We start from the raw sequence: 26,600 nt of genomic DNA, 5'->3' as shown, positions 1-26,600 counted from the left end.
ATGCTTGCTAAAGATTTTAGTGCTATGCGGCTGAAATGCCTGTCCGCGCCCTGATTCCCACTATCCGAATCGCACCAGCGCGCGATGCGCATTTATGGCTGTCCGCTTTCGAGGCGAGTGCGGGCCGGTCGGCGACACTTTTACTGCTCGGCATTCGCGATCTGAAACAGATTAATGACCTGCACGGCCGCGATGTTGGCAATGTTGTGATTAATGCCGTTGGCAGACGGATAGCCGAGGCGGCTGCTTCGGTCGAAAACATCGTCATGGTCGCGCGCATGCCCGGTCGAGAGTTTCTGGTGATTATCGGCCATCCCAATGGCAAGGGCGTTTCCGAGGCTGTGGCGCGAAAATTCCTGGCGGCCGTGTCAGGTGATGTTGGTCCACAAGGCGTTGAGATCCACATCAGCGCGCGAATCGGCATGGCGGCAGCCGTACCAGGACAATCAGGCTCTATACTGCTCCAGCGTGCGCAATCGGCCTTGGCGGCCGCCTATGCGCACAAAGGGCGGAAATATGCACTTGCGGCGCCGCTGACAGCTGAGAATATGGTGGCCAATGCGACGCTTGACCGCGATTTGCGCGGCGCGATCGAGCAGGGACAGATTGCCCTTTTATTGCAGCCACAATTTTCTGTCGTGAACGGTCAACTGACCGGTGCAGAGGTTCTCGCACGTTGGGCGCACCCGCATTTCGGTGAACTTGGCGCTGCCCAGCTGTTTGCAGCAGCTGATCGGTGCGATCTTCGCGAAGAGCTCTCAGATCTGGTGCAGCGGAAGGCGATTGCCATCGCAGCGAACTGGCCTGCCGCGCTCGAACCGCTGCGGCTGTCAATCAATATGGGCGCTGGCGAGTTGACCGATGATTATGCACGCCATCTGTTCGACATGCTTGCGGCCTCAGGTTTCTCGCCGAACCGGCTGACATTGGAACTGACCGAGGAGAGCCTTGTGCGCGATATCGATCTTGCGTCGGCGCAGTTGCAGGTTTTGCGGAAGCGCGGCATCCGCATCGCACTCGACGATTTCGGGACCGGCTATTCCAGCCTGGCCTATCTGAAGCGCCTACCCATCGATTATCTGAAGCTGGATAAGGCGATGGTCCCTGACATTGATGGTCAGGGTAAGGACCGCATCATCGTGCGTGCGATCATAGCCATGGGCCATGCGCTGGACTTGCAGATCATCGCCGAAGGCGTCGAGCGCCAAGCCGAACTGGAGGTGCTGCGCGCAGAGGGGTGCGATTTCTTCCAAGGCTATCTCCGGTCGCAGCCGCTTGCGCCCGACGATTTTACAGGATTCGCGCTTGCCGAGGCGCAAGGGCGAACGGCGCGGAACGCCTAGGCTGCCTTCCGCGCGAGGCCGGCGAGCCCCTTGGACAATTGCAGGCATCCGTTGAGCTTGCTGGCAGGATCGGGCCAGTTGCGGGTGATCACCAGCTTGCTGTCCGGGCGAAGCTTAGCTGTCGCCCCCAGTCGCTCGACATAAGCCAAGAGGCCCGCAACATTTGGCGGGCGGTCTTCATGGAAGCTAACAAGCGCGCCGCGTGCGCCGCATTCGATCTTTGATACCTGCGCGACGAGCGCATTTTGCTTGATCTCGATAAGTTTGAGCAGGTTTTGCGTCGGTTCGGGGATAGGGCCGAAGCGGTCGGCAATTTCGGCAGCAAGACCTTCGATTTCCAGCGCGCCGTCCAGATCGTTGAGCCGGCGGTAAAGCGCCATGCGTACCGACAGGTCTGGCACATAATCTTCGGGGATCAGGATTGGTGCATCGATGGTGATTTGTGGGCTGAAACCTTCGCGTGGTTTGGCAAGCCCCTGGCTCTCGGCCCGAACCTCAAGAATCGCGTCTTCGAGCATCGACTGGTATAATTCAAAGCCGACTTCCTTGATATGGCCGGACTGTTCATCGCCCACCAAATTGCCGGCCCCACGTATATCAAGATCATGGCTTGCCAACTGGAAACCAGCGCCGAGGCTATCGAGATCGCTCAACACCTTCAGCCGCTTTTCAGCGGTCTCGTTGAGTACACGGTCCACCGGCTGCGTCAGATAGGCATAGGCGCGCAGTTTTGATCGCCCGACGCGACCGCGCAACTGATAGAGCTGCGCCAATCCGAACCGGTCGGCACGGTGGATGATAAGGGTGTTTGCACTCGGAATATCAAGACCGCTTTCGATGATCGTTGTCGACAGCAGAACGTCGTACCGCTTGTCATAAAAGGCGGTCATCCGCTCTTCGATTTCCCCGGCGGACATCTGGCCATGCGCGGTGACGAACTTCACCTCGGGCACCTGTTCCCGAATGAAATCCTCGATTTCCGGCAGATCCGAAATGCGTGGGACGACAAAGAAGCTCTGCCCGCCGCGATAATGTTCGCGCAGCAAGGCTTCGCGCATCACGACCTCGTCCCAAGGCATGACATAGGTGCGCACCGCGAGCCGGTCGACCGGCGGGGTCTGGATCACCGACAATTCGCGAAGGCCCGACATAGCCATTTGCAAGGTGCGCGGAATGGGCGTTGCCGTCAGCGTCAACATATGAACGTCGGTTTTCAGTGCCTTCAGCTGTTCCTTGTGGTTGACGCCAAAACGTTGCTCCTCATCAACGATGACCAAACCCAGCCGTTTGAAGTTCACTGTCTTGGACAAAACCGCATGGGTGCCGATCACGATATCGATCGATCCGTCGGCAAGGCCATCGCGGGTCTTGGTGGCCTCTGCTGCGGGAACGAGGCGAGACAGCCGGCCCAGTTGCAAAGGCGTATCCGCAAAGCGTTCGACGAAATTGGAAAAATGCTGCCGGGCGAGCAGGGTGGTCGGCGCAATCACCGCTACCTGATAGCCGGACATGGCCGCTGCAAAGGCGGCGCGCATTGCAACCTCCGTCTTGCCAAAGCCGACATCGCCGCAAACCAATCGGTCCATCGGTGTGCCGCTGGCAAGGTCGTCGAGCACCTCGGTTATGACGCGGTCCTGATCTTCGGTTTCCGAATAAGGAAAGCGATCAACGAACGATGCATAGGCCGACGGATCAATTTCCATCGTAACGCCGGGGCGAAGCGCGCGTTGGGCGGCCGTCGCAATAAGTTCATGCGCGATCGCGGTGATGCGTTCTTTCAGCTTCGCCTTGCGCCGCTGCCACGCTTCGCCACCCAGTCTGTCGAGGCCGACCGCACCTTCGCCGCCGCTGCCATAGCGCGACAGAACGTCGATATTTTCAACCGGTACATAAAGCTTGTCGCCGCCCGCATAGACCAACGTTACACAATCATGCGGGCTTTGACCGACCGGGATGGAGGCAAGACCTTCATAGCGGCCGATGCCATGTTCGACGTGAACTATCAGGTCACCCGGCGTAAGCGCGGCCATTTCGGCCAGAAACGCGTCGGCGCTTTTCTTTGATTTGCGGCGGCGGACGAGCCGGTCGCCCAATATGTCCTGTTCTGAAAGCAGCGCGACGTCGGGCGTGGCAAAGCCATGGTCGATCGGCAAGACGACCATTGCGACGGTCTTGCTGGTCGCTGTGCCAAGTGCGGCCTGCCAGCCATCAGCCTCGGCAAGTTTCGGCGCGCCATGATCCGACAGCAGACCTTTCAACCGTTCGCGCGCACCGCGGGAATAGCTGGCGATGATCGGCTTTTGCCCGGCGCGCTGGCTTTCCTTCAAATAGGCGGCAACTGCTTCATACACATTGTCTTTACGGGCACGTTCGGGCGCAAAATCCCGCCCCGCCGAGATCCCGAAATCAACAACCTGAGCCATTTCTGGGGCTGGAAACGGCGTGAGCAGATGGGCGCGATGGTCATCGCACAAGGCCTGCAATTCGGCGCTCGTCAGATAAAGCTTTTGCGGTGCCAGTGGGCGATAGCTTCCCGGGCTTGCGGACTGCGCCTTTTCACGGTTGGCGTGATAATCAGCAATTGCCTCGAACCGGGCTTCGCCCGCGGCAAGCGCTGCCTGATCGCGAATGATAAGCGGATCTTTCCCAAGATGGTCGAGTAATGTTACCATCCGGTCTTCGAAAAGCGGGAGCCAGTGATCCATTCCGGCAAGACGCCTGCCTTCGGACACAGCCTGATAAAGCGGGTCGCCGGTCGCAGTGCCGCCAAACAGATCACGATATTGGGTGCGGAATCGACGGACGGCGTCTTCATCCATCAATGTCTCGACTGCCGGAAGCAGTTCGAAACGTTCGACTATACCGGTGCTGCGCTGGTCCTGCGGGGAAAAGGAACGTATCGTCTCAATCTCGTCGCCGAAAAAGTCGAGCCGCAGACCTGCCTCGCTGCCGGCAGGGATCAGGTCGACAAGGCTGCCGCGCAGCGCAAATTCGCCTTGTTCGGCAACGGTATCAACGCGGAAATAGCCGTTGGATTGCAGCAAAGTAGCCAAACGTTCGCGGCTGATTGAAACGCCTGAGGCAAGGATCGCACCCGTCTGGCGGATGCGAAATGGCGTAACCACGCGCTGGATCAGGGCGCCAATGGTGGTCAGCAACAGCCGCTTCCCCAGAGCGGGGCTTTGCAGCGCGGCTAGGGTCGCCATCCGCTGGCTGGTGATGACCGTCGAAGGCGAGGCGCGGTCATAGGGAAGGCAATCCCAGCCGGGGAACTGCAAGATTTCAATCTCGGGTGCGAAAAAGGGAATTGTTTCCGCAAGGCTGCGCATCGCCGCTTCATCGGGAGCGACGTAAACGGTCATTCCCTTGGAACCGCGCGCAAGGTCTGCCAGTAGCAGTGGTGTGAACCCCGCTGGCACTGACGCAAGCGTCAGCGGGCGATCGGCCCGCAAGATACGCTGGATATCCGCCATGTCCTTAGTCCGCGTTACCCAGCCCAGCCGGAAGTTGCACGAAATCGAGCTGCTGCAATGCGGTCATCAGCGGCCCTTGCCACTGTGCCGGCACTGCGATGGTGCGCATGGCCCAGCCGATAATGTCAGCATCCTGCTCTTCCATGAACTCTTCGAACCACGCAAATTCGCTTTCACTCCAGTTGGAGTGATGCTGGTCGAAATAGCCGCCGACAATTGCGTCTGCTTCGCGCGTACCACGATGGTGCGCGCGGAAGTGCAGTTTGCGAAGATAGGCGTCCCTGTCCATATTGGCTTTCGAAGATAGTGGATTGATGGCGCTACGCCTTTATAAGCGGCCCTAACCATGCGGCCCAACATTCTCAATCCGTTATTTGCCGAAATCGAAACGCTGAAAGGCGTGGGGCCCGGGCTTGCAAAGCCGCTCGACCGTCTTGGGTTGAAGCGGGTGAAAGACCTGCTCTACCATTTTCCGTCAGGTTGGACCTATCGCAAGGCGGTCAACATGCTCGACGTTGCAGATGTCGGGCAGAATATCATCGTGACCCTTGCCATCGCGCAGCATCGTTCGGGGGGCAGTGCGCGAAGCCCGCTGCGCATCCTTGGTGTTGATGGTGAAGGCAGTTATCTGACACTGACTTTCTTCGGGCGCACTGCAAATTGGGCAAAAAAGCAGCTTCCAGTGGGAGCCACGCGCGTCATTTCTGGAAAGCTAGAGCGCTATGGCGATGAGTTGCAGATCGTGCACCCAGATCATATCGCGGAACCCGGCAGTGCGTCGGTCGGATTAGTTGAGCCTGTCTATCCACTGTCCGAAGGTTTGACAAGCAACCGGCTGCATGCGCTTGCAAGCCAGGCACTCGAGCGGGTGCCAGAGCTGGAGGAGTGGATTGAACCTTCGTTACTTGCCGAGCATCGCTGGCCCGCTTGGTCAACCGCGGTGGCACAAGTCCATGGCAAGGATGAAGAGGCGGTGCGCGACCGCCTGGCCTATGATGAACTTTTTGCCAACCAGCTTGCGATGCGGCTTGTGCGCGCGGCGCTGGACAAGCGGCGCGGCACGGCTGTTGAAGGCGACGGGCGACTGGTCGGGCAATTGCGCCTGCCTTTTGCTCTCACAGGTGCGCAGCAGCGGGTGATATCGGAAATCGAGGGCGATATGGCCCAACCCCGGCCGATGCTGCGACTGTTGCAGGGCGACGTTGGTTCGGGAAAAACGATGGTCGCGCTGCATGCCCTGCTTCGCGCGGTAGAAGCCGGAAAGCAGGGCGCTTTTCTTGCGCCGACCGAAATCCTTGCCCGACAACATTATGCCAGCCTGCAGGCGTCATTGGCGGGTCTACCTGTGAATGTTGCGATCCTTACCGGGCGCGACAAGGGGCGGGTGCGGGAATCAGTGCTCATGGGGCTTGCCGATGGCTCGATTGACATATTGGTGGGCACCCATGCGATTTTTCAGGAAGCCGTCACCTATCGTTCGCTGGCATTGGCGATCATCGATGAACAGCATCGCTTTGGCGTGAGCCAGCGCCTGATGCTGTCGCGCAAAGGGCAGGGGGTGCCGCATCTGCTGGTGATGACCGCGACCCCTATACCGCGCAGTCTTGCACTGGCCGCTTATGGGGAGATGGACACGTCACGGCTTGATGAAATGCCACCCGGTCGCACGCCGGTGGAAACGCGGGTGATATCAGAAGAGCGCTTGCCCGAACTGGTTGACGGCCTTGCCCGCCACCTTTCCAGCGGCCAACAGGCATTTTGGGTCTGCCCGCTGGTGGAAGAAAGCGAGCGGAGTGAACTTGCCGCGGCCGAACAACGGGCCGCGATGCTGCGCCAGCGTTTTGGTGATGTGGTCGCGCTAGTCCATGGCCGGATGAAAGGCCCTGAAAAAGACGCTGTGATGGAAGCCTTTGCCGCCGGGAAAACCCGGTTGCTGGTCGCGACGACAGTGATTGAAGTTGGCGTTGATGTTCCAAATGCCAGCTTGATCGTGGTCGAATCGGCAGACAGATTCGGGCTCGCACAGCTGCACCAGCTGCGCGGGCGCGTTGGCCGTGGTGCGGCGAAATCGACATGCATATTGGTGCGAGCGGCACAGGTCAGCGAAACGGCGCGGGCGCGCCTCGCTTTGATGCGGGAGACCAATGACGGCTTTCGCATTGCCGAAGAAGATCTGAAACTGCGCGGCGCTGGCGAAATGCTCGGCACGCGCCAGTCCGGCGATAGCCCGTTTCGGGTCGCAACCGATGAACAGGTGCGCCGCTGGATCGGCGCTGCGTCCGATGATGCGCGGCTGCTGGTTGATCGTGATGGCGGGCTGGATGGTCCGCGCGGTCAAGCGGCGCGAACGGCGCTTTATCTGTTTGAACGCGATGCCGGCGTGGCGACGCTGCGCGGCGGTTAGCGGAGCTTCGGCGTCAGGATTTCAACAAGCGCGAGAAATTCGGGAAGGCGGATAACGCGTTCAAACTGGAAACCGGCGCGGCCGTCGACCGACCAGATCAGATGCGCTTCAATGCGGCCGACGACAGGTAGGCGCAGTTCAATGCGATCGCCATGTTCGAAAACGACATTGTTATCGATCATAAAGCCATGTGCAGACACATTGGCAATGTGCACGCTTTGCTCGCCATGCCGTTTGCTATCGGCCAGTGCCTCGAAACTCGCGCGATGGCGGGCCGCGCGGCGAAGGTCAAAATTCTGGTCGATTGCGGGCTGCACCATTTAAGCCAAATCCTGTTTCACAAAGGTCACAGGTTCCGTCTGGCAGAATTTTACAAACAAAGGGTAAAGTCGGGACTGCCTTCATTTACCTTAAGCGGAAAAATGCAGCATCCCGTGTTTCTTTTTCCCCGCAGAAACCTTGATCGGTTCCGGTCCTGCCGTGATCATATGGTTCTCGTCCTGAACCTGCACATCGTCTACGCGAGCACCACCGCCAGATATCAGACGGCGCGCCTCTTTCTTCGATACAGCAAGGCCTAGTGCTGCCATCGCATCAACCAGCGATATGGCAGCGTCGGCAACCGTGATGCTGGGTAGATGAGCGCCGCCGACACCCTCTTCGAATGTCCGCCTTGCAGTTTCGGCTGCATCAACAGCTGCCTGCGGGCCGCGGGCAAGCGCAGTGGCTGCGTCAGCAAGGATTTTCTTCGCCTCGTTTATCTCGGATCCGCCAAGTGCTTCAAGCCGCGCAATCTCGTCCAGTTCAATATCGGTGAACAGGCGCAGGAACCGACCCACATCGCGGTCGTCGGTGTTGCGCCAGAACTGCCAATAATCATAAGCGGGGAGTTGCGCTTCGTTGAGCCAAACCGCTCCCGAAACCGATTTGCCCATCTTGGTACCGTCGGATTTTGTGATGAGCGGGGTCGTCAGGCCGAAAACTTCGACCCCGTCCATCCGCCGTGTCAATTCAACGCCGTTGATGATATTGCCCCACTGGTCGCTTCCGCCCATTTGCAACCGAACGCCCATGTTCTGGTTGAGATGACGGAAATCATAGCCCTGAAGGATCATGTAGTTAAATTCAAGGAAGGTCATCGGCTGTTCGCGCTCAAGGCGGAGCCGAACCGAATCGAACGATAGCATCCGGTTGACGGTGAAATGCGTGCCAACCTTTTGCAGCATTTCGATATATCCCAGCTTGCCCAGCCAATCATGGTTGTTGACCATCACTGCGTCGGTGGGACCATCACCAAAAGTCAGGAATTGCTCGAACGCGGTGCGGATCGACGCGATATTGGCTTCGATAGCCTCGTCGGTCAGCATCTTGCGGACTTCGTCCTTGCCGGTGGGGTCGCCGATGCGCGTAGTGCCGCCGCCCATCACGACCACTGGCTTGTGGCCGGCCTGTTGTAAGCGGCGCAGCAGCATGATCGAGACCAGATTTCCAACATGCAGCGACGGTGCGGTAGCGTCGAAGCCGACATATCCCGGAATGATTTCCTTGCCTGCCAACGCATCAAGCGTGCCGGCATCGGTTAGCTGGTGGATATAGCCGCGCGCTTCGAGTAGGCGCAGAAGATCGGACTGATAGCTGGACATAGTGGCAGCGCGCCTAGCACGGAGTTTCAAATTGGCCAATGTTTCGATGCTATGTCATCCGGCGACGCCTGCATCCAAGGCGGGCAGAGTTGATGTAACCTATGGTTTCGAGCCGGGCGGGCGAATGGACCTGCGTTTTCACGTCGACTGTGAACCGGGTAGCCTGATTTTGCCGGCCTATGTGGCCAATGGTCCGCGGGCCGACGGTCTCTGGCAAACGACCTGCTTCGAACTGTTTGTGCGCCACCCGGATCAACGCGGTTATTTTGAATTCAATTTCTCGCCATCGACGCAATGGGCCGCCTACCGCTTCTCCGGCTATCGGGAAGGCATGGCCGAGTGGCCGATGCAGCGCCCTGACATCCATTGCACATCCAGCGATATGGGGGCCACTCTTGAAGTGACGCTGGCATTACCCAGTCTATTGACCGCATCTTGCGAGATCGGGCTTTCCGCCGTGCTTCATGAGACAGATGAAACAAAATCCTATTGGGCGCTGGCCCATCCGTGCGGAAATCCCGATTTTCATCATCCCGATTGCTTTGCGCCAAATCTTGCGGCACCAGCCAGGCCATGATTACATTCGGTATCGACCGCCTGCTCTCAGAGCCTGAATTGCGCCGCGACCTGACCGGCAAACGCGTTGCGCTCGTGGCCCATCCGGCCTCGGTCACGGCAGGGCTGGACCATTCGCTCGACGCGCTGGTATCGCTGGGCGACATCAATGTCACTGCTGCTTTCGGGCCCCAGCACGGGCTGAAAGGCGACAAGCAGGACAATATGGTTGAATCGGATGATTATGTTGATCCGATCTACGGCATCCCGGTGTTCAGCCTTTATGGCGAGGTACGCCGCCCGACCGGGCAAATGATGTCGACTTTTGATGTTGTGCTGATCGATCTTCAGGATTTGGGTTGCCGCATCTACACGTTCATAACCACGTTGCTCTACATGCTCGAAGAGGCTGCGCGCCATGGCAAGACGGTGTGGGTTCTTGATCGCCCGAATCCCGCAGGTCGTCCGGTCGAAGGGCTCACCTTGCTTGAAGGCTGGGAGAGTTTTGTGGGGGCGGGCCCGATCCCAATGCGCCATGGTCTGACGCTAGGTGAACTTGGCCATTGGTTCATCGACCATTTCAAGATCGATGTCGATTATCGCGTAATAGAGATGCAGGGGTATCGCCCGGATGACGCGCCCGGATTTGGATGGCCGTCCGATGAACGGATATGGGTGAACCCCAGCCCCAATGCGGCGAACCTCAACATGGCACGCGCATATGCCGGAACGGTGATGGTTGAAGGCGCAACCCTCAGCGAGGGCAGGGGAACAACGCGTCCGCTCGAACTGTTTGGCGCGCCCGATATTGATGCCAGCGCTGTTGGAGCGGAGATGGAAAGGCTCGCGCCGGAATGGCTTGCAGGATGCAAGCTGCGCGAGATTTGGTTCGAGCCAACCTTTCATAAGCATGCGGGCAAATTATGCCACGGACTTCACATCCATGCAGAGGGCGGTTTTTATGATCATGCAGCATTCAAGCCATGGCGGCTGCAGGCGCTCGCATTCAAGGCGATCCGCAACCTCTATCCTGACTATCCGATCTGGCGCGGCGCCGATTTCAAATATGAATATACCAATGACGTTCTGGCGATTGATGTGATCAACGGCGGCCCGGCGCTTCGCCTGTGGGTCGATGATCCGGCGGCGACGCCAATGGAGCTTGACGCACTGGCGCGGGTCGACGAAGAAAAGTGGGAAGAGGAGAGGCGGCGCTTTCTCCTTTATTGAGGAGAGAGAACCACATGACCGCAACTGCCCCTGCCGGGACTGCCCCCGACAAGTCGACATTGCGCATTACCCTTTGGGTGCTTCTGGTCGTTTACATTTTCAACTTTCTGGACCGGCAGATCGTCAACATATTGGCGGAACCGATCAAACGCGATTTGGGGCTGAGTGATACCCAGATCGGCCTGATGACGGGCATTGCCTTTGCCGCCTTTTACACGTTCTTGGGTATTCCGATTGCGCGCTATGCCGATAAGCCGACGACCAACCGTGTCAGGCTCATTTCAGTTGCGCTGGTTATCTGGTCGGGCATGACCGCGCTGTGCGGTATGGCCCAGAATTTCGTGCAATTGCTGTTGGCGCGCATCGGTGTTGGCGTGGGCGAAGCAGGCTGCACGCCAGCAGCACATTCCCTGATTGCGGACCTGGCGCCGCCAGAAAAACGGGCCTCGGCGATCTCCTTCTATTCGCTGGGTATTCCGATCGGTTCATTGCTGGGCATGTTGATCGGCGGATTGGTGGCAGATGCCTATGGCTGGCGCACCGCCTTTCTGGTGGCCGGCTTACCAGGAATTTTGCTGGCGGTGATCGTGTTGGTCGTGCTGCGCGATCCGCGTTTCAGTGCCCAGATGCAGGCGGCCACACCCAAGCCGGCAATTTCGACGCAAGAAGCGTTGAAGGAAATTTTGAAGTCGCGCGCCTTTGTGCTGATGGCAATTGCCGGTGCTGCCGCAGCTTTCCTCAGCTATGGCAAGGCAACCTGGACGACAATTTTCTTCCAGCGCACGCATGAATTGTCCCCCGGAGAAGTCGGTTTCTGGTTTGGAATTGGCGGCGGCATCGCCGGTATCGCCGGTACCTGGGCGGGCGGCTATCTGGCTGATCGTTTCGGCAAAGAAAACCGGCGCCATGTGCTGACGGCGCCTGCCATTGGGATGATCGTCGCGATACCGATCGCCATCTGGTCCTATTGGGTTGAACAATGGTGGCTGTCGTTGATCCTGATCATGGTGCCGACCTTATTGAACGCGCTCTATGTCGGGCCAGCCTATAGCTGCGCACAGGGTCTTGTCCCGCTGCGTGCACGCGCAATGGCGGCGGCAGTGTTGCTCTTTGCCCAGAATCTAATCGGTCTGGGGCTGGGGCCGCTGTTCTTTGGAATGCTTTCCGACGGTTTCCGTCCAATGGCCGGTGAAGATAGCGTGCGCTGGGTGCTTTATGGTGCAGCCTTGCTAGGGTTGATCCCGTCTTTCTTCTTTTGGCGGGCGAGCCTGCATCTCAACCGCGAACTGGACAAGCAATGATGCAAGGTCATCCTCCGGTTCCCGTTCCGGCGATTTCCGATGCCGAAGCGGATGCGCGATTGCAGAGCAATCATTTCGATCTCGAAGCCATGCTCGCCAAGGCTGACGGCCGCTTTCATGCCGGGGATGGAAAGGCGGCAGCGAGCTTTTATCGCGCGATTGCACGCTTGATCCAACAACGCGGTGCCAGCAACCGGACGGAAGCAGACGCGGCCGAGCGCTGCGCGCGGATGAGCGCATGGTTTGACGCTCGTTTCCGCGATCATCTGCTTGCTTCGCTGGATGCAGCTGGCTTCTCCGTCGCAAACCGGCATCCCAGATTCCAGAAATCGCTGGAAATGATGCTGGGAGAACGCGAACGGCCGCCGGAGTATCGTCAGTTTCCGCAGACCCCGCTGGTGCATTATTATCCCGAACTGCCTTATGTACAGTTCGCTGATCCTGCGAACTTTGATTGGGTTTCCAAATTGGAAGCCGAGTTTCCGGCCCTGCGTGATGAGGCGGTTGCTTTGCTCGAAGGGCATGCCGATTTTCGCCCCTATGTGAAACGCGATCTGCAACGGCCCCAGGGTGATGTGCATGGCATGCTCGAAAATCCGGACTGGAGCACGCTTTTCCTTTGGGAAAATGGCGCTGCGGTCGACGACCATGTCGCGCTTTGCCCGAAATTGTTCGATGCCGTGATGCGGCATATCCCTTTATGCCATATCGGACGACGCGCGCCGTCAGTGATGTTGTCGCTGCTTCGCCCTGGTGCGCGGATCCCACCGCATACGGGCATGATCAATTGCCGCTACATTTGCCATCTGCCATTGGTGGTGCCGCCTGATTGTGGCTTCAGGGTCGGTGATCGCACAATTGAGTGGCAGGAGGGCAAGGTCATCATTTTTGATGACACTGTCCAACATGAGGCGTGGAACAATAGCGACCGAAACAGGCTGGTACTGATCTTTGATATCTGGCGTCCCGAATTGGACGAAAGCGAACATGCGCAGATTACGACGCTATTTCATGCGGTTGATAGCTATAGCTAAAGGCGGCGTAGCCCCTTAGCCGTTCTTGCGAACCAATTCGCGCATCGCACTGTCAAGGCCTTCAAGTGTCAGGGGATACATCCTGTCCTTCACCAGTTCCTTGATGATCTTGGTCGATTGCGAATAGTTCCAATGCGCCTCGGGCGTCGGGTTCAGCCAGACTGTTGATGGATAGGTATTGACCATCCGCTGCATCCACACTGCGCCTGCCTCTTCATTGAAATGTTCGACCGAGCCGCCTGGATGGCTGATTTCATAAGGGCTCATCGCCGCATCGCCGACGAAGATCAGCTTATAGTCATGGGGGAATTTGTGCAGCACTTCCCACATCGGGGTCCGTTCGGCAAAGCGGCGGCGATTATCTTTCCAAACGCCTTCATAGACGCAGTTGTGGAAGTAAAAGAATTCGAGATTCTTGAACTCCGCCGTCGCCGCGCTGAACAGTTCCTCGCAGAGTTTGATGAACGGGTCCATTGAACCGCCCACATCAAGGAACAGCAACACTTTGATTGCGTTGCGCCGTTCCGGACGCATCTGGATATCGAGCCAGCCCTGACGCGCCGTGCCGCGGATCGTGCCGTCAATATCAAGCTCGTCAGCTGCCCCTTCACGGGCGAAACGGCGCAGGCGGCGCATCGCGATCTTGATATTGCGGGTTCCCAATTCCTTGGTGTTGTCCAGATTCTGGAACTCGCGCTTTTCCCAGACTTTCAAGGCACGCTTGTGCTTTGACTCGCCCCCGATGCGGACGCCTTCAGGGTTGTAGCCATTATTGCCATAGGGCGATGTGCCGCCCGTCCCGACCCATTTGTTGCCGCCTTCGTGGCGCTTCTGCTGTTCCTCGAGCCGCTTTTTCAGCGTCTCCATAATCTCTTCCCACGAACCGAGCGATTTGATCGCTTCCATTTCTTCTGGGGTCAGGAATTTCTCTGCAACAGCCTTCAACCATTCTTCCGGAATATCGGCCTCAGCCTTCTCGTAATTCGAGAGGAGGCCCTTGAAGACCTTGTTGAATACCTGGTCGAAGCGATCGAGCATCGCCTCGTCTTTCACGAGCACAGCGCGTGACAGATAGTAAAATTCTTCGGGGCTCTGCTCGATCACATCAGCGTCAAGCGCCTCCAGCAGGGCGAGATGCTCCTTCAACGAAGCAGGAATGCCGGCAGCGCGCAATTCGTCAAGGAAAGAGAAGAACATGTCGAACCGTCCGGGCTGGATTGATCAATTTGGAAATCATGCTGTGGCTGGCAAGTTGAGCTTGCCAGCCACTCTATGGGTCAATTGCCTTGGCGGCGCGCCATGAACGCAAGACGCTCGAACAACATCACATCCTGCTCGTTCTTGAGCAAAGCGCCATGGAGCGGCGGGATAGCCTTGGTCGGGTCGCGATTCTGCAGGACGTCGAGCGGCATATCCTCGTGCAACAACAGTTTGAGCCAGTCGAGCAGTTCGGATGTCGAAGGCTTTTTCTTCAGGCCTGGAACTTCACGGATATCGTAGAAGATATCCATGGCTTTCGAGACCAACATCTTCTGGATGCCCGGGAAGTGGACGTCGACAATGGCTTGCATCGTCTCGCGGTCTGGGAACTTAATGTAGTGGAAGAAACAACGGCGAAGGAACGCGTCGGGCAGTTCCTTTTCATTGTTGGAGGTAATGATCACGACCGGACGCTCTACCGCGCGAACGGTTTCGTGCGTCTCGTAAACGTAGAATTCCATCCGATCCAATTCCTGCAACAGATCGTTGGGGAATTCGATATCGGCCTTGTCGATTTCGTCGATCAGCAGCACGGGCAGCTTTTCAGATGTGAAAGCCTCCCACAGCTTGCCGCGCTTGATGTAATTGCGAATGTCGTGAACGCGTTCATCGCCCAACTGGCTGTCGCGCAGACGGGCCACCGCGTCATATTCGTAAAGGCCCTGATGCGCCTTGGTTGTCGATTTGATGTTCCACTCGATCAGCGGCGCATCCATCGCCTTGGCGATTTCCTGGGCGAGAACTGTCTTGCCGGTGCCGGGTTCACCCTTGACCAATAGCGGGCGACGCAGCTTTACAGCGGCGTTTACAGCCACCTTCAGATCATCGGTTGCGACATAATTTTGAGTGCCATCAAAGCGCATGGAAAACCCTTATCATTTTAATCGTACGATTAAGCGATAAGCAGCCTTACCAGACTTGGCAACACGCTTTTGGTGCGGGGTGTCAGCCTGCTGCCAACAATGCCTGATGGCGGGCACTGATAAGCTGCCAAAGCCCGCGTTGCTGGGCCAGGGCCTGATCACTGCCAAATGCCATGGCCCTTTGCACAGAGGGCTTTGCAGCCAAATGCTTGATGAGCGCGATCGTGTCGGCGCGGGCGGGCAAGAGACATTCTGGTATCTCTAACGACAATTCGACAGCGATATGATTGACCATCGGCCGTGTTGACTGCCAGTCGACAACGAAGGCGATCACCGCGCCGGCAGGGCAGCCTTCGCGTTCCGAATTGGCCAGAAGTTCAAGGCTACGCATCTGGTTTTCGGCCATGGCGTTGACGCGTTCCTGACCGACTTGGCGATAGATCGGCCCTGCCGCTACCGTCAAACGGTTGAGGAAGTCGCTTTCGCTTGCGAAGCCTTCAACGGCCTGTGTCAGCCATTTCTGTGCAGCAGGATCGACAATCTTGGCAGCAGCATAATCGACCAGGCCAGGATGGCGACCAAAGTTGACGTTAAGGTAATGCGCGATATCGGCTTTGAGTGCCGGCCTGCTGATCTTGACGACATGACGCAGCGAATCCGAAGTCTCGCTTTTCGAAAGAAAGGCCAGAAGCGGCGCTACCAGTTCCGTGCTGCCGCAACGTAGTATGTTGTCGAGGTAATCCTCGCCATAGCGATCGGCAGCTTTTGCTATCGATTCCATCATGCACTCCGAAACGGACCTAACCCTGAATGGGAAGAGGCCCGATGGTTTAGCAGATAGAGCGTAAATGGAACGTTTACGGGCCCCGAAGGGCCCGCAATTTCTTTTACTGATCGAGGAAGGAGCGCATCTTGCGACTGCGGCTAGGATGCTTGAGCTTTCTCAATGCCTTGGCCTCAATCTGGCGAATACGTTCGCGGGTAACGCTGAATTGCTGACCTACTTCTTCAAGCGTATGGTCGGTATTCATGCCGATGCCGAAGCGCATCCGCAGCACGCGCTCTTCGCGGGGTGTCAGGCTGGCAAGGACGCGGGTGACCGTTTCCTTCAGGTTCGCCTGGATCGCAGCATCGACCGGAATGATCGCATTTTTGTCTTCGATGAAATCACCGAGGTGCGAATCTTCCTCATCGCCAATTGGCGTTTCAAGGCTGATCGGTTCTTTGGCGATCTTCATCACCTTGCGAACCTTTTCCAGCGGCATGGAAAGACGCTCGGCCATTTCCTCTGGCGTGGGTTCGCGGCCCTGCTCGTGAAGGAATTGGCGGCTGCACCGCACCAGCTTGTTGATCGTTTCGATCATGTGCACCGGAATACGGATAGTCCGCGCCTGATCGGCGATCGAGCGGGTGATCGCCTGCCGGATCCACCAGGTTGCATAAGTGCTGAACTTGTAGCCGCGGCGATATTCGAACTTGTCGACCGCCTTCATCAGGCCAATATTGCCTTCCTGAATGAGGTCAAGGAACTGTAGACCGCGGTTCGTGTACTTCTTTGCGATCGAAATCACGAGACGCAGATTTGCCTCGACCATTTCCTTTTTCGCGATCCGTGCCTCACGCTCGCCCTTCTGCACCATGTTCACGATTCGGCGGAATTCGTTGAGGCTCATGCCGGTATTCGCAGCAATATCGGCGATTTCGCTGCGGATGCGCTCTACGGAGTCGATCTCATTCTCGGCAAACTTCGCCCATTTCTTGTCGAGCGCCGCAACGCTTTCCAGCCAGCCTTCGTCAAGCTCATGGCCCATATAGCGGTCGAGGAAATCCTTACGCGGAACCTTATGACGCTCTGCAAGGCGCAACATCTGGCCGCCAAGTGCGGTCAGGCGGCGGTTGAACGAATATAGCTGATCGACCAGATACTCGATCTTGTTGGCATGAAACTGCACGCTCTCGACTTCCGCCGTCAGGTCTTCGCGCAATTTCTGATATTTGTTTTCCGAAGCTTTGGGAAACTCTCCGCTTGAAGCCATGGCTATCATGCGGTCGCTCTGGGTCTTCGAAAACTGCTTGAACAGGCTCGCGATCTTGGCGAAGCGTTCCAGCGCAGCAGGCTTCAACGCCTCTTCCATCTGCGCGAGGCTGAGGGTGTTGTCTTCCTCATCCTCTTCTACAGGACGGGTGCGACGCTCGGTATAGTCGTCATCATCCTCGTCGCCAGACGCGCTCGGCTCTTCTTCAATATCTTCTTCTTCCTTATAGGAAGGACCAGCTGTCTTCTCGCTGATTTCGCCATCGTCATCTTCTTCCTCACCGTCTTCGGTCAGGCTTTCGGGTGCGGGCTCTTTGGAGAGCATGGCATCAAGATCGAGTATCTCGCGCAGCTGCATTTCGCCATTATTCAGCGCGTTAGACCATTCGATAATCGCGTGGAAGGTGATCGGGCTTTCGCAAAGCCCAAGGATCATCGTGTCGCGGCCGGCCTCAATACGCTTGGCAATCGCGATTTCGCCTTCGCGCGAGAGCAATTCGACTGCACCCATTTCGCGCAGATACATGCGCACAGGGTCATCGGTACGGTCGCCGGTGCCGGTCTTTTTGACTGTCGAGGTCAGCGAACGCGGATCATTTTCGCCGATATGCTCTACAGCTTCGGCGTCAGCATCGTCTTCTTCACGGTCATCGGCATCGTCGCCAGCTTCGTCGCTTTCAACAATCTGCACGCCCATGTCGTTGATCGCAGACATAACGTCTTCAATCTGTTCGGACGACATCTGGTCCTGCGGCAAAGCTTCATTCAACTCGTCATAGGTAAGGTAGCCGCGACGCTTGGCCTTTGCGAGCAGCTTCTTTACCTGTGCATCGTTCAGATCGATCAGTGGGGCATCGCCGCCAGCGCCATCTTCCATTTCGGGTTGCGTAGCCAATTTATCTTTTCCCCGTCATATTCAAATCGCATCCTCGCGCTGCAGAAGCGCAGCGAGACGAGCGTCAAAATCCTGCTTTTCCTGGCGCAGCCTTTGCTGTTCGGCGTAATTGGCTTCATTGAGATCAGTGCTCGCCAATTCGGTTGCCCTTTGCAGTGCCGCTTCCAACTCGGGCCGCTGCTTCATCAACCGGATCGCTTCATCCAGTTGACTGGTCGCCGCAGCCCCAGCCAATTCCTCGTCACGCGATAAACGGTTAAACCCAAAGGCCGTTCCGCTACCCTGTAACAAGGCTTGAGCCATATTATACAGATCTGCTCCTAATATGGTAAGCAAGGCTGTACTATCAAGCATTTCTTTGGCGGGGCGCGATAGGGCGCAATCGAGCATGGCCGAAAGCAGTCGCGCATGGCCGGGATCGCGCGGTGTAAAGCCCGCCAATACTTCCTGATGGCGCAATATTTGCGCAGGGTCTCGCAGCAGTGCGGCAAGAATTGCTGGAAAGAGAAGATCCGGTCCCTGATGTCCGATTGCCTTTGCCTCAGCAGAGGCCGGGGGAGGTGTATTCGGCCGCCATGGGCCCTTTCGCGGCGCAGAGGGCGCAAAGTTGGGCGTCGCGCGGCGGAATAGCATGTCGAAGCGTTCGCGAAATGCCTCCGCATAGTGATGGCGGATTTCGCCATCGGCAATCGCGGCCAAATGTACGCCAAGCCTTTGTTTAAGGCCTGCCCGGTCTTCGGGTGTAGATACCGGTGCTGCCGCCAGTTCGGTTTTCCAGACACGATCGACCAGTGGTTCGCTCTGGTCGATCAGGTCGGCAAAGGCGCGCGGTCCTGCCGAACGGACTACATCGTCGGGGTCCTGGCCCTCGGGCAGGGTCACAAATTCGAGGCTATTCCCCGGTTTCAGGCCGCCAAGCGCACGTTCCGCTGCACGAAATGATGCTTTCTGTCCTGCGGAATCGCCATCAAAACATAGCAAGGGTTTGGGCACCATCCGCCACAACATTGCGATTTGCTGCTCGGTAAGCGCGGTCCCCAGCGGCGCAACAGCTTCTTCAAAGCCGGCCTGCGCCAATGCGATTACGTCCATATAGCCTTCGACAACGATCACGCGCCCCGAAGCCCGCGAGGCCGCTGATGCCCTGTCGAGATTGTAAAGGGTGCGTCCCTTGTCGAACAAAGGCGTGTCGGGCGAGTTCAGATATTTAGGCTCGCCCGCGCCCAATATGCGGCCGCCAAAGGCAATTACACGGCCGCGTGGATCGCGGATAGGGATCATCAGTCGGCCGCGAAAGCGATCATAAGGGTCTTTGCCATCCACCGAAATCAACAGACCTGCTTCGACAAGCTTGTCTTCGCCAAACTGCTTGAGCGCGTCTTTCAGCTTGCCACGACTGTCTGGGGCAAAACCTATTCCAAAGGTTTTGATTGTTTCAGCCGATAGCCCGCGCCGTTCGCAATAGGCACGCGCAGCTGCGCCTTCGAGCCCCTGATATTGGGTGACAAACCATTGTTGGGCCGCCGCCATGACGTCATACAGACTGTTCGCCCGCTCCGCTTTTGCCGCGGCCTTCGGGTCAGGCGCCGGCAATTGCATCCCCGCACCCTCGGCTAGTTCCTTGACCGCATCCATGAAGGATAGGCCGCGCTGGTCGGTCATCCAGCGGATCGCATCGCCATGCGCCGAACAACCAAAGCAGTGATAAAAGCCTTTTTCGTCATTGACGTAAAAACTGGGGGTTTTCTCATTATGGAATGGGCAGCAGCCCTTATATTCGCGTCCCGCCTTGGTCAGCTTCATGCTGCGGCCTAGCAACGCGGACAGCGTTGTCCGCGCGCGCAGTTCATCAAGCCATTGCGGGGTGAGGGTCATTCAGCCCTTATGTCAGCTAAGCGCTGCCTTCACCAGCGCGCTCGCCTTGCTCATGTCGAGGCTAGCGGCATGGCGGGCTTTCAGTTCGGCCATCACCCGGCCCATATCCTTCACGCTGCTAGCGCCCAGTTCAGCCTTGATCGCCTCGATCGCGGCGTTGGTTTCCTCTTCGCTCATCTGCGCGGGAAGGAAGCCTTCGATAACGGCAAGCTCGCTTTTTTCCTGATCGGCCAGTTCTTGCCGCCCGCCCTGTTCGTAAAGGGCGATGGATTCACGCCGCTGTTTCACCATTTTCTGCAACACTTCGACGACCACGGCATCGTCATCTGCCGGGGCGGATTGTGTGCGCAGTTCGATGTCACGGTCTTTCAGCTTGGCAAGGATCAGGCGCACCGCGGCGAGCTTTTCCTTCTCGCCTGCCTTCATTGAGGCGATCTGGGCGGCCTTTAGGTCTTCTCGAATCATGGTTTCTCTCGGGTTCAATGTGAATGATAGAGGCAATAGCCAAACATCAGCGCAACGTCATGCTGAACTTGTTTCAGCGTCCATTGTGCAGCACAGCCAGAGCAAGAAAGGCAAAATGCACCGCGAAACACGTTCATGGCGGCACGGGTCTGGTTTTAGCTGTGGAAACGCGAAGCTTGGCATTGACGTAGTGGGAATCCGCCTCTAGGCGCGGTGCCTTAGCGACATCGCCAGAAACTCTATTGAAAAAGGACGCCACCATGGCTGACCCTACCACTACGCGCGCGCCCACCGGAGCGACAGGCGTATTGGTTTTGGCAAGTGGCGATCTGATCTGGGGCAGGGGCTTTGGTGCAGAAGGCAGCGCGGTTGGCGAAGTCTGCTTTAACACCGCAATGACAGGCTATCAGGAAGTGATGACCGATCCCAGCTATGCCGGGCAGATCATCAACTTCACCTTTCCGCATATCGGCAATGTCGGCACAAATCCTGAGGATATTGAGGCGAACAACCCGCATGCGCTGGGCGCAATCGTTCGTCAGGATGTCACCGGCCCTTCCAATTTCCGCAGCACACAACATTTTCGCGACTGGATGACAGCCAATGGCCGGATCGGGCTTTCGGGCATCGATACCCGCGCGCTTACCCGGCTGATCCGCACGAAAGGCGCGCCCAACGCGGTGATTGCCCATAGCGCCGACGGCACGTTCGATATTCCCGCCTTGCTCGCCCAGGCAAATGCATGGTCAGGGCTGGAAGGGCTCGACCTCGCCAAGGATGTAACGACGCTGCAGACCTATGGCTGGGACGCGGGTCTTTGGGCATTGGGCCAAGGCTATGTCACGCCTGCCAAGGGCCGCAAGAAGGTTGTCGCCCTGGATTATGGTATCAAGCGCAACATATTGCGCAATCTGGTCGACACCGGCTGCGACGTGACTGTCGTGCCCGCCACCGCCAGTTTTGAAGAGATCATGGCGCACCAGCCCGACGGGCTGTTCCTTTCGAACGGACCCGGCGATCCGGCGGCGACCGGCGAATATGCCGTGCCTGTGATCCGCCAATGGCTGGAGACGAAAAAGCCGGTGTTCGGCATCTGCCTTGGCCACCAAATGCTCGCCCTCGCCGTGGGTGCGAAGACCGAAAAGATGCATCAAGGGCATCGCGGCGCCAACCATCCGGTTAAGCGCCTGTCCGATGGCGCGGTCGAGATCACATCAATGAACCATGGTTTCGCTGTGGATGTAGAAACATTGCCAGCCAACGCACGCGCAACGCACACCAGCCTTTTTGACGACAGCAATTGCGGTTTCGAACTGACCGACCAACCCGCCTTTGCCGTGCAATACCACCCCGAAGCGAGCCCCGGCCCGCAGGACAGCCATTATCTCTTTGAGAAATTTGCAGGGATGATGAGTTAATTTTATGCCCAAACGCACTGACATTCAATCCATCCTCATCATCGGCGCTGGCCCTATCGTCATCGGGCAGGCGTGCGAATTTGACTATTCGGGTACGCAGGCGTGCAAGGCGCTGCGCGAGGAGGGCTATCGCATCATCCTCGTCAATTCGAATCCGGCTACGATCATGACCGATCCGGACATGGCCGACGCGACCTATATCGAGCCGATCACGCCCGAAATCGTCGCTCGGATCATCGAGAAAGAACGGCCTGACGCGGTATTGCCGACAATGGGTGGGCAGACTGCGCTCAACACCGCGCTCGCCCTGTTCAACGATGGCACGCTTGCCAAATATGGCTGCCAGATGATTGGCGCCGATGCAGAGGCGATCGACAAGGCCGAGGACCGCATCAAATTCCGCAATGCGATGGACAAGATCGGGCTGGAAAGCGCGCGTTCAGGCATTGCGCATACGGTGGAAGAGGCGCTGGCTGTGCTCGAACGCACCGGCCTTCCGTCAATCATCCGTCCCAGTTTCACGTTGGGCGGCACCGGCGGCGGCGTTGCCTATAACCGGGAAGAGTTTATCCAGATCGTTACCGGCGGGCTTGATGCCAGCCCGACGACCGAGGTGCTGATCGAAGAATCGCTTTTGGGTTGGAAAGAATATGAGATGGAGGTTGTCCGCGATAAAAAGGACAATGCCATCATCATCTGCTCGATCGAAAATGTCGATCCAATGGGTGTGCATACCGGCGATTCGATCACTGTCGCGCCTGCGCTGACGCTGACCGACAAGGAATATCAGATCATGCGCAACGCGAGCATCGCGACGTTGCGTGAAATTGGCGTTGAAACAGGTGGTTCGAACGTACAGTTCGCAGTCAATCCCGCGGATGGCCGGTTGATCGTGATCGAGATGAACCCGCGCGTGTCGCGTTCATCTGCGCTCGCATCCAAGGCCACCGGCTTCCCGATTGCCAAGGTCGCAGCAAAGCTGGCGGTTGGCTATACGCTCGACGAGATCGAGAATGATATTACCGGCGCAACGCCCGCCAGTTTTGAACCGACGATCGATTATGTCGTCACCAAGATACCGCGTTTCGCCTTTGAAAAATTCAAGGGTTCGGAAGCGATTCTCTCGACCGCGATGAAATCGGTCGGCGAGGTCATGGCCATCGGCCGGAACATCCATGAAAGCATGCAAAAGGCGCTGCGCGGCCTTGAAACCGGACTTTCGGGCTTCAATTATGTCGATGCGCTGAAGGGTGCCTCCAAGGATGAGATGGCCGCCGCGCTGACCCGTGCGACGCCCGACCGCTTGCTTGTCGCGGCGCAAGCTTTGCGCGAAGGCATGTCGGTTGCCGAAGTGCACCAATATTCCAAATTCGATCCCTGGTTCCTTGAACGCATGGCCGAAATCATCGCAGCCGAGGAAGAGGTGAAGACCAATGGCATCCCGCAGGATGCCGAAGGAATGCGCCGCCTGAAATCCATGGGCTTTTCGGATAAGCGGCTTGCCTTCCTCGCACTGGAATCTGCGCATGTCCGCCCGGGCATGGAAAGCGCGATCCGTCACGGTTCGGGCCTGATCCGCGACGCCATTGTCGCCATGACAGGCGGAATTACCGAGGCAGAGGTGCGCAAGGCCCGTCACAAGCTGGGCGTGCGCCCCGTGTTCAAGCGGATCGATACCTGCGCGGCGGAGTTCGAGGCGAAGACGCCTTATATGTATTCGACCTATGAAGCGCCGATCTTTGGAGCGCCTGAATGTGAGGCACAGCCTTCGGACCGCGAAAAGGTTGTCATCCTTGGTGGTGGCCCGAACCGCATTGGGCAGGGGATCGAGTTTGACTATTGCTGCGTCCATGCCTGCTTCGCACTGGAGGAAGCTGGCTATGAGACGATCATGGTCAACTGCAATCCGGAAACGGTTTCAACCGATTATGACACGTCCGACCGCCTCTATTTCGAGCCGCTGACCGCAGAAGATGTGCTCGAAATCCTGCATGTCGAGCAGCAGCGCGGTAAGTTGAAGGGCGTGATCGTGCAATTTGGCGGGCAGACCCCGCTGAACCTTGCAAAGGCGCTTGAAGAGGCTGGTATTCCGATACTCGGTACCTCGCCCGATGCGATCGATCTTGCCGAAGATCGTGAGCGTTTTGCCGCGCTGATCAACAAGCTGAAGCTGAAACAGCCCGAAAACGGCATTGCGCGTAGCCGTGAAGAGGCAATCAAAGTCGCCGATAGCATCGGCTATCCGGTGTTGATGCGCCCCAGCTATGTGCTTGGTGGCCGGGCGATGGAGATTGTCGACACGCAGGCGCAACTCGAAAACTATATCGAAACCGCCGTGCGCGTTTCCGGCGATAGCCCGGTCTTGATCGACCGCTATCTGCGCGATGCCATTGAGGTTGATGTCGATTGTGTCGCCGATGGTGATGATGTCGTTGTGGCTGGCATCTTGCAGCATATCGAGGAAGCGGGGGTCCATAGCGGCGATTCCGCCTGTACCTTGCCGCCTTATAGCCTGCCCGATGCGATCATTGCCGAAATACGCCGTCAAGCGGAATTGCTGGCGCGCAATCTGAAGGTCAAAGGCCTGATGAACGCACAGTTCGCGGTCAAGGACGGTTCGGTCTATCTGATCGAGGTCAATCCACGCGCCTCACGTACGGTTCCTTTTGTTGCCAAGGCGATTGGCGCGCCGATTGCGAAGATTGCGGCGCGCGTGATGGCAGGCGAAAAGCTGAAAGACCTGCCCGCCATTGATCTCGACATCGATTATATTGCGGTCAAAGAGGCAGTTTTCCCGTTCGCCCGGTTCCAGGGTGTCGATCCGGTACTAAGCCCCGAGATGAAGTCCACCGGCGAAGTTATGGGAATTGACCGTGATTTTGCAACGGCCTTTGCCAAGGCGCAGCTGGGGGCAGGGGTCGTCCTGCCGCAATCGGGCAAGCTGTTTGTTTCCGTAAAGGATAGCGACAAGCCCCATATCGTGGCTGCGGTGCAAAAGGTGATCGAGCTTGGCTTTACCGTCTGCGCAACCGGCGGCACGGCTGACTATCTCGCTGAACAGGGCATCAACGTCGAGCGTGTGAACAAGGTGGCCGAGGGTCGTCCGCATATTGTCGACAAAATCATCGACGGCGAAATCGCCCTTGTGTTCAACACGACCGAGGGTTGGCAGTCGTTGAAAGACAGCGAAGACATCCGCCGATCGGCACTGATGAACAAGGTAAGTTACTTCACCACGGCAAGCGCTTCCATCGCTGCAACACAGGCCATTGAGGCGCTGCGTATGAGAAAACTTGAAGTTTGCCCACTTCAAGACTATCATAAGGTCTGACAGCACTTCCCCTAATGCTGAAAATTTGCGGGCTGGCCTTCCAGCCCTCAAGGACGTTTTGACTGCGAAGGACATGTAAACGCATGGCTACGATGGATAAAGTGCCGATGCTGGCAGAGGGCTTTGAGAAGCTGACATCAGATCTCAAGCGGCTACGTGAGGAGCGCCCGCAAATCGTCGAGGCGATTGAAGAAGCGCGTGCGCATGGCGATCTTTCGGAAAATGCCGAGTATCACGCGGCTAAGGAACGCCAGGGCCAGGTTGAGGCATCGATCTCCGATCTGGAAGACAAGATCAGCCGTGCCCAGATCATCGATCCGACCACCCTGTCTGGAGACAAGATTGTTTTCGGCGCAACGGTGACGTTGATCGATGAAGATGATAAGCCCGTGCGTTACCAGCTTGTTGGCGAAGCCGAGGCTGATGCCAAAAAGGGCCGGATAAGCTATAACTCGCCGCTCGGTCGTGCCTTGATCAGCCGTCAGGTCGAAGAAGAGATTGAGGTTACGGTTCCATCTGGCGACAAATATTACCTCGTCGAGAAGATCGAGTTTATTTGATCAGCCTAATCAGGCAGTAACAGGCGATGCGCGCAACTGCCGGACCAGTCACCAAATTTATCGCAGGCGTGAATATCGCGCTGGCTTTGGTCGTCCTTATTCCGGGTCTTTATTCGGCTGTTACGATTGCAGGGGCATTGATCCCGGCAAGGTTCACGCTGGGTGACGCCATATTGGGCGACGTCGGCTTTGTTTTGCCCGTGTGGCTCACTCCGATCAGTTCAGCATTTCTCCATGGCGGCATATTACACGTATCGCTCAACATGCTGATGCTGTTGATGGTTGGTGCGAATATCGAGCGCGTGCTTGGTAGCAAGGCCTATGCTCTGCTTTACGCAGCAGGCATTGCCGCCGCCGCCGCCGCAGAAGTTGCTGCCAATCCGCAATCGCCGCTGCCCGTCGTTGGAGCAAGCGGTGCGATATCGGCCTTGTTCGCCGCTCATATGATGCTCTTCCCGCGTAATCGCCCTCGCAATTGGGGGGCGATCCCCGGAAAATTGGTTCATGCCGGGCAATTGCTGGTCGGCTGGGTGGCATTCAACCTAATGCTCGGCTTTGCAGGCCCGGGCATAGGCCTGAACATTGCCATCTGGGCGCATATTGGCGGGTTTGTCGCCGGTCTTATCTTGACCTGGCCGCTGCTCAACTGGCGCTATCGCAACGCCTGATCGTCAGCTGCTGGGATGGTCGGGGTCCAGCAATTTATGCAGATGGACGACGACATAGCGCATTTCGGCGTCGTCAACGGTCCGCTGTGCGGCGGCGCGCCAAGCTTCTTCAGCTTCGTTATAGTTGGGAAAGATTCCGACGACGTCGAGCTTGTCGAGTTCCTTGAAATCGAGAGTTTGCGGATCGCTGACGCGGCCGCCGAAAACAAGATGCAGTTTTGCCTCAGCCATTGCTGCCAATTCCTTG

At 57.5% G+C, this 26,600-nt stretch carries 21 protein-coding genes; 10 read left to right on the top strand and 11 right to left on the bottom strand.

Annotated features, from left to right (window positions below):
• Positions 1-35: 35 nt before the first annotated feature.
• A complete protein-coding gene (locus RSE16_10370; protein WRH75113.1) occupies positions 36-1,343 on the top strand; it encodes a GGDEF domain-containing phosphodiesterase in 1,308 nt (435 codons plus the stop codon).
• Here RSE16_10370 and mfd read toward each other — a convergent pair.
• Together mfd and RSE16_10360 are read right to left on the bottom strand one after the other, a co-directional pair.
• Positions 1,340-4,816, bottom strand: a complete 3,477-nt coding sequence (gene mfd, locus RSE16_10365) for a transcription-repair coupling factor (GenBank protein WRH75112.1) — start codon at positions 4,814-4,816, stop codon at positions 1,340-1,342. The two genes, RSE16_10370 and mfd, sit on opposite strands and share 4 nt — an antisense overlap.
• A 4-nt stretch (positions 4,817-4,820) precedes the next feature.
• Positions 4,821-5,105: a succinate dehydrogenase assembly factor 2 gene (locus RSE16_10360; GenBank protein WRH75111.1), complete on the bottom strand. Its 285-nt coding sequence runs from the start codon at positions 5,103-5,105 to the stop codon at positions 4,821-4,823.
• A gap of 57 nt (positions 5,106-5,162) precedes the next feature.
• On the opposite strand from RSE16_10360, the gene recG reads away from it, so the two are divergent.
• Positions 5,163-7,220 (top strand): ATP-dependent DNA helicase RecG, encoded by a 2,058-nt coding sequence (gene recG, locus RSE16_10355; GenBank protein ID WRH75110.1) that lies wholly within the window; start codon positions 5,163-5,165, stop codon positions 7,218-7,220.
• Here recG and RSE16_10350 read toward each other — a convergent pair.
• Together RSE16_10350 and tyrS are read right to left on the bottom strand one after the other, a co-directional pair.
• Positions 7,217-7,540, bottom strand: a complete 324-nt coding sequence (locus tag RSE16_10350) for a PilZ domain-containing protein (GenBank protein ID WRH75109.1) — start codon at positions 7,538-7,540, stop codon at positions 7,217-7,219. The genes recG and RSE16_10350 overlap by 4 nt on opposite strands.
• Positions 7,541-7,630: 90 nt before the next feature.
• On the bottom strand, positions 7,631-8,863 hold the full coding sequence (gene tyrS, locus RSE16_10345) for a tyrosine--tRNA ligase (GenBank protein WRH75108.1): 1,233 nt from the start codon (positions 8,861-8,863) through the stop codon (positions 7,631-7,633).
• Positions 8,864-8,894: 31 nt separating this feature from the next.
• Between tyrS and RSE16_10340 the strand changes: the two genes are divergently transcribed.
• The 4 genes from RSE16_10340 to RSE16_10325 are packed head-to-tail and all read left to right on the top strand — an operon-like array spanning position 8,895 to position 12,983.
• Positions 8,895-9,440, top strand: coding sequence for a DOMON-like domain-containing protein (locus RSE16_10340; protein WRH75107.1), 546 nt, complete (start codon positions 8,895-8,897; stop codon positions 9,438-9,440).
• Positions 9,440-10,648: a DUF1343 domain-containing protein gene (locus RSE16_10335; GenBank protein ID WRH77343.1), complete on the top strand. Its 1,209-nt coding sequence runs from the start codon at positions 9,440-9,442 to the stop codon at positions 10,646-10,648. Before RSE16_10340 ends, RSE16_10335 begins: the two co-directional genes overlap by 1 nt.
• Before the next feature lie 14 nt (positions 10,649-10,662).
• On the top strand, positions 10,663-11,949 hold the full coding sequence (locus tag RSE16_10330; protein WRH75106.1) for an MFS transporter: 1,287 nt from the start codon (positions 10,663-10,665) through the stop codon (positions 11,947-11,949).
• On the top strand, positions 11,946-12,983 hold the full coding sequence (locus RSE16_10325; protein WRH75105.1) for an aspartyl/asparaginyl beta-hydroxylase domain-containing protein: 1,038 nt from the start codon (positions 11,946-11,948) through the stop codon (positions 12,981-12,983). Before RSE16_10330 ends, RSE16_10325 begins: the two co-directional genes overlap by 4 nt.
• A gap of 15 nt (positions 12,984-12,998) precedes the next feature.
• On the opposite strand, the gene RSE16_10320 is transcribed toward RSE16_10325, so the two are convergent.
• The 6 genes from RSE16_10320 to RSE16_10295 all read right to left on the bottom strand — a co-directional run bounded on the left by RSE16_10320 (position 12,999) and on the right by RSE16_10295 (position 20,376).
• On the bottom strand, positions 12,999-14,180 hold the full coding sequence (locus tag RSE16_10320; protein ID WRH75104.1) for a VWA domain-containing protein: 1,182 nt from the start codon (positions 14,178-14,180) through the stop codon (positions 12,999-13,001).
• An 80-nt stretch (positions 14,181-14,260) separates the two neighbouring features.
• Positions 14,261-15,106 carry a MoxR family ATPase gene (locus tag RSE16_10315; protein ID WRH75103.1) on the bottom strand — a complete coding sequence of 282 codons (846 nt, stop codon included), beginning with the start codon at positions 15,104-15,106 and terminating at the stop codon, positions 14,261-14,263.
• 82 nt (positions 15,107-15,188) lie between these two features.
• Positions 15,189-15,890, bottom strand: coding sequence for a hypothetical protein (locus tag RSE16_10310; protein WRH75102.1), 702 nt, complete (start codon positions 15,888-15,890; stop codon positions 15,189-15,191).
• Positions 15,891-15,993: 103 nt separating this feature from the next.
• The gene (gene rpoD, locus RSE16_10305) at positions 15,994-18,018 is read right to left on the bottom strand and encodes an RNA polymerase sigma factor RpoD (protein ID WRH77342.1); all 2,025 of its coding nucleotides are present in this window, start codon (positions 18,016-18,018) and stop codon (positions 15,994-15,996) included.
• 39 nt (positions 18,019-18,057) lie between these two features.
• Positions 18,058-19,911 carry a DNA primase gene (gene dnaG, locus RSE16_10300; GenBank protein ID WRH75101.1) on the bottom strand — a complete coding sequence of 618 codons (1,854 nt, stop codon included), beginning with the start codon at positions 19,909-19,911 and terminating at the stop codon, positions 18,058-18,060.
• Between the two features lie 12 nt (positions 19,912-19,923).
• On the bottom strand, positions 19,924-20,376 hold the full coding sequence (locus RSE16_10295; protein WRH75100.1) for a GatB/YqeY domain-containing protein: 453 nt from the start codon (positions 20,374-20,376) through the stop codon (positions 19,924-19,926).
• A gap of 260 nt (positions 20,377-20,636) precedes the next feature.
• Here RSE16_10295 and carA point away from each other — a divergent pair, with 260 nt between their 5' ends.
• From carA to RSE16_10275, 4 genes are all read left to right on the top strand, one after another.
• The gene (carA, locus tag RSE16_10290; GenBank protein WRH75099.1) at positions 20,637-21,794 is read left to right on the top strand and encodes a glutamine-hydrolyzing carbamoyl-phosphate synthase small subunit; all 1,158 of its coding nucleotides are present in this window, start codon (positions 20,637-20,639) and stop codon (positions 21,792-21,794) included.
• A gap of 4 nt (positions 21,795-21,798) precedes the next feature.
• Positions 21,799-25,125: a carbamoyl-phosphate synthase large subunit gene (gene carB / locus RSE16_10285; GenBank protein WRH75098.1), complete on the top strand. Its 3,327-nt coding sequence runs from the start codon at positions 21,799-21,801 to the stop codon at positions 25,123-25,125.
• An 83-nt stretch (positions 25,126-25,208) separates the two neighbouring features.
• Positions 25,209-25,685: a transcription elongation factor GreA gene (greA, locus tag RSE16_10280; GenBank protein WRH75097.1), complete on the top strand. Its 477-nt coding sequence runs from the start codon at positions 25,209-25,211 to the stop codon at positions 25,683-25,685.
• Between the two features lie 26 nt (positions 25,686-25,711).
• Positions 25,712-26,353 carry a rhomboid family intramembrane serine protease gene (locus RSE16_10275; GenBank protein WRH75096.1) on the top strand — a complete coding sequence of 214 codons (642 nt, stop codon included), beginning with the start codon at positions 25,712-25,714 and terminating at the stop codon, positions 26,351-26,353.
• Between the two features lie 3 nt (positions 26,354-26,356).
• Here RSE16_10275 and RSE16_10270 read toward each other — a convergent pair whose 3' ends face one another.
• The gene (locus RSE16_10270; GenBank protein ID WRH75095.1) at positions 26,357-26,584 is read right to left on the bottom strand and encodes a DUF4170 domain-containing protein; all 228 of its coding nucleotides are present in this window, start codon (positions 26,582-26,584) and stop codon (positions 26,357-26,359) included.
• Between the last annotated feature and the right edge of the window lie 16 nt (positions 26,585-26,600).

It is taken from the genome of Sphingobium sp. (assembly GCA_035196065.1).
GTDB classification, from domain to species: domain Bacteria; phylum Pseudomonadota; class Alphaproteobacteria; order Sphingomonadales; family Sphingomonadaceae; genus Sphingorhabdus_B; species Sphingorhabdus_B rara.
This window is presented reverse-complemented; position numbering and strand designations above follow the sequence as displayed.